The organism is Rhodococcus sp. 105337 (assembly GCF_012844225.1).
Lineage (GTDB): Bacteria > Actinomycetota > Actinomycetes > Mycobacteriales > Mycobacteriaceae > Rhodococcus.
Map to the genome: position 1 here is coordinate 353,896 of NZ_JABAGQ010000004.1, position 6,000 is coordinate 359,895.

Annotated in this window: 4 protein-coding genes and 4 tRNA genes; 4 read left to right on the forward strand and 4 right to left on the reverse strand. The window is 66.6% G+C overall.

Annotated features, from left to right (window positions below):
* Positions 1–106: 106 nt before the first annotated feature.
* The 3 genes from HF886_RS09990 to HF886_RS10000 all read right to left on the reverse strand — a co-directional run bounded on the left by HF886_RS09990 (position 107) and on the right by HF886_RS10000 (position 3,341).
* A complete protein-coding gene (locus HF886_RS09990; RefSeq protein ID WP_169621965.1) occupies positions 107–595 on the reverse strand; it encodes an HIT domain-containing protein in 489 nt (162 codons plus the stop codon).
* Positions 596–729: 134 nt separating this feature from the next.
* A complete protein-coding gene (thrS, locus tag HF886_RS09995; RefSeq protein WP_169621732.1) occupies positions 730–2,796 on the reverse strand; it encodes a threonine--tRNA ligase in 2,067 nt (688 codons plus the stop codon).
* Between the two features lie 146 nt (positions 2,797–2,942).
* Positions 2,943–3,341: a DUF742 domain-containing protein gene (locus HF886_RS10000; protein ID WP_240952431.1), complete on the reverse strand. Its 399-nt coding sequence runs from the start codon at positions 3,339–3,341 to the stop codon at positions 2,943–2,945.
* Positions 3,342–3,959: 618 nt separating this feature from the next.
* Between HF886_RS10000 and HF886_RS10005 the strand changes: the two genes are divergently transcribed.
* On the forward strand, positions 3,960–4,955 hold the full coding sequence (locus tag HF886_RS10005; RefSeq protein ID WP_169652199.1) for an NADP-dependent oxidoreductase: 996 nt from the start codon (positions 3,960–3,962) through the stop codon (positions 4,953–4,955).
* A 149-nt stretch (positions 4,956–5,104) separates the two neighbouring features.
* Here HF886_RS10005 and HF886_RS10010 read toward each other — a convergent pair.
* Positions 5,105–5,176 (reverse strand) — tRNA-Val (locus HF886_RS10010).
* A 576-nt stretch (positions 5,177–5,752) separates the two neighbouring features.
* Here HF886_RS10010 and HF886_RS10015 point away from each other — a divergent pair.
* The 3 genes from HF886_RS10015 to HF886_RS10025 all read left to right on the forward strand — a co-directional run bounded on the left by HF886_RS10015 (position 5,753) and on the right by HF886_RS10025 (position 5,998).
* Positions 5,753–5,825, forward strand: a tRNA-Gly gene (locus HF886_RS10015).
* Positions 5,826–5,851: 26 nt separating this feature from the next.
* Positions 5,852–5,922 (forward strand) — tRNA-Cys (locus tag HF886_RS10020).
* Between the two features lies 1 nt (position 5,923).
* Positions 5,924–5,998: transfer RNA gene (locus tag HF886_RS10025), tRNA-Val, on the forward strand.
* The last annotated feature ends 2 nt before the right edge of the window (positions 5,999–6,000 follow it).

A 6,000-nucleotide genomic window follows, 5' to 3' on the forward strand; every position in this document is an offset into this window, starting at 1 on the left:
TTCCGATTCGACCGTTGTGCCCGGGACACGATCCTGCCACGGCCGGGAAGCGCACGGTCGACGCTACCGCCGACGGGTGCAGGAACCTGCACTTGACGTGAGTTTCTCACTCGTCCCAGGCCGACGCCAGAAGTGCCCGGGTGTCGCGCAGCAGTTGCACCATCACCTTGGAGCCTCCGAGGACCGTGATGAAGTTGGCATCTCCGCCCCAGCGGGGCACCACGTGCAGGTGCAGGTGCTCGGACAGTGAGCCTCCCGCGGCCGCGCCGAGGTTGAGACCGACGTTGAAGCCGTGCGGCCGCGACACCTTCTTGATCACCTGGAGGGCGCGCTGGGCGAACGCCATGAGTTCGGCGCTCTCCTCGGCGGTGAGGTCCTCGAGATTCGCAACCCGCCGGTACGGCACGACCATGAGGTGGCCGGGGTTGTACGGATAGAGGTTGAGCACCGCATACACGAATTCACCGCGGGCGACGACGAGGCCCTCTTCGTCCGGCATCTTGGGGATGTCGGTGAACGGCTCGTACGGTTCGCTGCGCGCACCGGGCGACTCGGTGATGTACGACATGCGGTGCGGAGACCACAGTCGCTGCAGGTGGTCGCGGTCGCCTACGCCCCGGTCGACGAGCCCGTCGGCCGTGTCGGCCGGTTCCGGGGTTCGGCGGGGGTCACCTGCCGGTGCAGCGGCAGGGTCGGTGTACGCACCCGACTCGTCGACGGGGCCGCCGGTCACGGCTGCCCGCCCGCCCCGGCCGGCTGTACCAGTTCGGCGGTGGGCGATGCGTTCTCGCGGCGGCGCACCCAGTCGACGACGATCCGCACGGCCTCGTCGACAGGCACCCCGTTGATCTGCGTGCCGTCACGGAACCGGAAGCTCACCGCGCCGGCCGCGACGTCGCGCTCACCGGCGAGCAGCATGAACGGCACCTTCTGAGTGGTGTGGGTGCGGATCTTCTTCTGCATCCGGTCGTCCGAGATGTCGACCTCGGCGCGGATGCCCTCGGCCTTCAGTGCGGCGACGACGTCGAAGAGGTGGTCCTCGAAGTCGGCGGCGACGGGGATACCGACGACCTGTACCGGGGAGAGCCACGCCGGGAACGCCCCCGCGTAGTGCTCGGTGAGCACACCGAAGAACCGCTCGATCGAGCCGAACAGCGCGCGGTGGATCATCACCGGACGGTGCTTGGCGCCGTCCGATCCGGTGTACTCCAGCTCGAACCGCTCCGGCAGGTTGAAGTCGAGCTGAATCGTGGACATCTGCCAGTTGCGACCGAGCGCATCGGTGACCTGCACCGAGATCTTCGGGCCGTAGAACGCGGCGCCGCCGGGATCGGGGACGAGGTGCAGACCCGAGGCCTCGGCGACCTCGCGCAGCGTATCGGTGGCGGTCTCCCACAGTTCGTCGCTGCCGACGAACTTCTTCGGGTTCTTGGTCGACAACTCGAGGTAGTAGTCGTCGAGTCCGTAGTCCCGGAGCAGTTCCAGGATGAAGTTCAGCACCGAGGTGAGCTCGTCGCGCATCTGCTCGGGCGTGCAGAAGATGTGCGCGTCGTCCTGCGTCATTCCGCGCACGCGGGTCAGGCCGTGGATGACGCCCGACTTCTCGTACCGGTACACGGAGCCGAACTCGAACATCCGCAGCGGCAGCTCACGGTACGACCGGCCGCGGGAACGGAAGATCAGGTCGTGCATCGGGCAGTTCATCGGCTTGAGGTAGTAGTCCTGGCCGGGCTTGCGGACCGTGCCGTCGTCGTTGAGTTCCTCGTCGATGTGCATGGCCGGGAACATGCCGTCGCGGTACCAGTCGAGGTGGCCGGAGATTTCGTAGAGATGGCCCTTGGTGATGTGCGGCGTGTTGACGAAGTCGTACCCGGCGGCGACGTGCCGCTCGCGGGAGTAGTTCTCCATCTCCTGCCGGATGATGCCGCCCTTGGGGTGGAACACGGGCAGACCCGAGCCGAGTTCGTCCGGGAACGAGAACAGGTCGAGTTCGGCGCCGAGCTTGCGGTGGTCGCGACGTTCGGCCTCGGCGAGCAGTTCGAGGTGGCGGTCGAGGGCTTCCGTGGACTCCCACGCGGTGCCGTAGATGCGCTGCAGATCGGCGTTGTCCTGGTCACCGCGCCAGTACGCGGCGGAGCTGCGCGTGAGCTTGAAGGCCGGAATGTATTTGGTGGTCGGCAGGTGCGGACCGCGGCAGAGGTCCTTCCAGACGAGTTCACCGGTACGCGGGTTGAGATTGTCGTAGATGGTCAGCTCGTTACCGCCGACCTCCATGATCTCGGGATCGTCGATACCGGACTTGTCGTCGATGAGCTCGAGCTTGAACGGCTCGTCCGCGAGTTCCGCACGCGCGTCGGCGATATCCGCGACGACCCGGCGCGAGAAGCGCTGCGCGTCCTTGACGATCTTCTTCATGCGCTTCTCGAGCTTGGCGAGATCTTCGGGCGTGAAGGGCCGGTCGACCTTGAAGTCGTAGTAGAAGCCGTCCTTGATCGGCGGGCCGATGCCGAGCTTCGCCTCGGGGAACTCCTGCTGCACTGCCTGTGCGAGCACGTGAGCGGCGGAGTGCCGGATGACGCTGCGTCCGTCCTCGGTGTCGGCACCGACGGCCTCGACGTCGACATCCTGATCCGGCACCCACGCGAGGTCTCGTAGCGCACCGTCGGCGTCCCGGACGACGACGATCGTGTCCGGTCCTTTGAGCGGCAGTCCCGCCTCACGTACGGCCGCGCCCGCACTGGTTCCAGCCGGCACCCGGACGAGCGTGGCTGATTTCGCGGATGCGGGCGTGGTCACTGTGGTGAACTCCTCGGCTCGATGCCTGATAAAAGGGCGTCGCCTGCGCGTAGACGTGCGCGATGGCAACCCCTACATGCTATCGACATTCACTCTGCCGACGAACACAGGGCGTCACCGGCCGCGGACGCCCCGAGCGACGAACGTCAGATCCCGTGCAGGCCGACGAGTACGCGTTCGAGCAGATCGACACCCGGGCCCACCTGATCGACCGTGCGATGCACCGTGAGTTCTCCTGTGGCGGCGAGATCGCCCACCAGAACTCGGGCGACCCCCAAGGGAATGCCCGCCAGCGCCGCGACCTCCATGATCGAGCGTGGCTGCACGCACAGGGCCAGCACGGTCCGGTGTTCCTCGAGCGCGAATCCCCGTTCGATTCCCTGCGCGGAGGGCACCGCGGACACGAGTGCTTCGAGCGGTAGCTCTACCTCCGCACGGGTGCGCCCCCCGATTCGCACGAACGGCCGCACGAACGACGACGTCTCTGGCTGGTCCATGTCCTCGTTTCCCACATCGATCTCGGATCCCCTGTCGGTGCCGGACATCGCTGCCCGCCTTTCAGGGGTACCGCCCACCACCCGGGTTTGCCCGGAAACACTGCCTTGATCCACTTCGCCCGACGGCCGGCCGCGCTGCGCAAGCTCTGCACCCGCGCTGTTTCGGCGCTGCCGGGATCTTGCCGAACCGAACCTGGCGCCGGTTGCCCCGACAACCGGCCACTCGCTGTCCGCAACACTCATCTAGGGCGCACCCCCTCCTGGGACGAGGTCAATCCTGCCATCAATCGCTCGCGCGGACACCGATGGCCACGAAAGTGGGACGCTGCCGACCCGGGCACCCTCCAGCACCATCGGTCGCACAGTGCCCAACTGTTACATGACACAACCGAAAAATGGGCACCCTCCGGTGGGTGCCGTTCATCACTGTTCCCGGGAGACAGCCCTGAGGGCGATCCCCATGCGCGGCGGCGTCTGCAACGCCGCGTCACTGCGTCCTCCCGGACCTGCGGGAAACCCATCAACCCCCCGTGTCGCCTGGTTACGGTGTCGGGAGGGCCAGGCCCGATTCCGGCGTGCGCCCGTTCGCGCCCTGCCGTCACCGACCCCGCACGCGGCGTCCTGCACGACTCACACACCGGCAGCGTCCGGCAAGGAGGACAGACCATGCGAGCGTTCGTATTCGACAGGTACAAGCAACCCCTCCACGAAGCGGACGTCCCCGAACCCGCCGTGGGCACTCGGGACGTCCTGGTCAGCGTGAGTGCGGCGGGCGTGAACCAGCTGGACGACAAGATCCGCGACGGCGAGTTCAAGCCGATCCTGCACTACAAGCCCCCGCTCACGCTCGGCCACGATGTGGCCGGGACGGTGGTCAGCGTGGGCGCACACGTGCGGGGGTTCGAAGCCGGGGACAAGGTTTACTCACGCCCGCGCGACTACCGCATCGGCACGTACGCCGAGCGCATCGCGATCGATCAGGCTGATCTCGCCGTCGCTCCCGCATCGATCGGTCCCGTGGAGGCGGCGTCGCTGCCCTTGGTGGCATTGACGGCGTGGCAAGCGCTCGTGGAGAAGGGACGAGTGACGGGCGGGCAGAAAGTCCTCGTCCACGCCGGTGCCGGCGGCGTCGGGAGTATCGCGATCCAGCTCGCCAAGCACCTCGGGGCGCAGGTGGCGACCACGGTATCCGGTCGGAATGCGGACTTCGTTCGCGAACTCGGTGCGGACGTGGTCATCGACTACCACACCCAGGACTTCGGCAAAGAGCTCTCCGGGTACGACTTCGTCCTGGACTCCCTCGGCGGCGAACACCTGCTCGAGTCCCTCCGGGTGCTCAGGCCCGGCGGGAAGGCCATGGGAATCTACGGAGTCCCCGATCCGGCCTTCGCGAAAGAGATCGGCGCGAACCCCATCGTGCGCCTGGTCATCGCCGCTCGCAGCCGCACGACCCGCTCCCTTGCCAGGAAGCTCGGCGTGACCTACGAGTTCTTGTTCATGCACGCGTCCGGGGAGCAACTGCGTCTCATTGCCGATCTCGTCGACGCCGGTTCCATCCGCCCCGTCGTCGGCGCCACCTTCGCGTTCGACCAGACGCCCGAAGCCCTCGCGTCTCTCGGCAAGAGCAGCATTCGAGGGAAGTCGGTCATCACGGTGCCCTGACCTGGCGAGCCGACGATGCGAAGGAACTCGTCCGCACCGGCTGGCGAGGGGGAATCAGAAGATCCTGCACGCGGATATACCGGCCGATGAGGATGCGGCGAGGAGTAATGAGGATCGTCGCTGGCACGGGGTGCCCATGCGACATTGGGTGGTCCCGGCTGGGATCGAACCAGCGACCTTCCCGGTGTGAACGGGACGCTCTTCCACTGAGCCACGGGACCGGGCCGCATCGCTGCGGCTCGAACGGAAAGGAACATTAACACTCTCTCGCTCCGAACACGAATCCGCAGGTCACTGCGGTTCGGCCACACTCGGGACGCTACTCCGCACGCACAAACACCGCACTGAAAGACCGAACACCGCGCTGCAAGAAGAGGGGCTTCGCGTCCGATGTCGTGAATGGACGCGAAGGGGCTCGCGGGGCCCTGGACCGCGCTGCCGGTAGAGGACGCGCGATGCCGCGCAGGGGACGTGTAGGGGAAAGGCCTGTACGGGTCGGATCGCGGCAGGCCGGAGCGGGCCCGGCAGCGACGGCCCCGCACACTCCCTTCCCCTCCTCCCGTCGGCTGTTTCCCACCGGGTTCCTCACAGAGCCTGCACCCCACCACGCAACCGGCCCCGGACGATGGTCGTCGACCACCACGACCGATTCGGCATGCCGGCACAGACACCACAGGGAACCCTGCAGCCCCTCGAACCGCATTTCGCGCCACGACCTGCTGATTTGTGTGTTTCGACGGTGGTCGGCTAGTGTTCTGAACCGCACCACGGAGAGCAAAACGCCGAACGGTGCGAATGCGGATGTAGCGCAGCTGGTAGCGCATCACCTTGCCAAGGTGAGGGTCGCGGGTTCGAATCCCGTCATCCGCTCGAGAGGTTGGACTCGACCTTTTAATGGTGGAGTGGCCGAGTGGTGAGGCAACGGCCTGCAAAGCCGTGCACACGGGTTCGATTCCCGTCTCCACCTCGCGCGATTAGCTCAGCGGGAGAGCGCTTCCCTGACACGGAAGAGGTCACTGGTTCAATCCCAGTATCGCGCACCAGG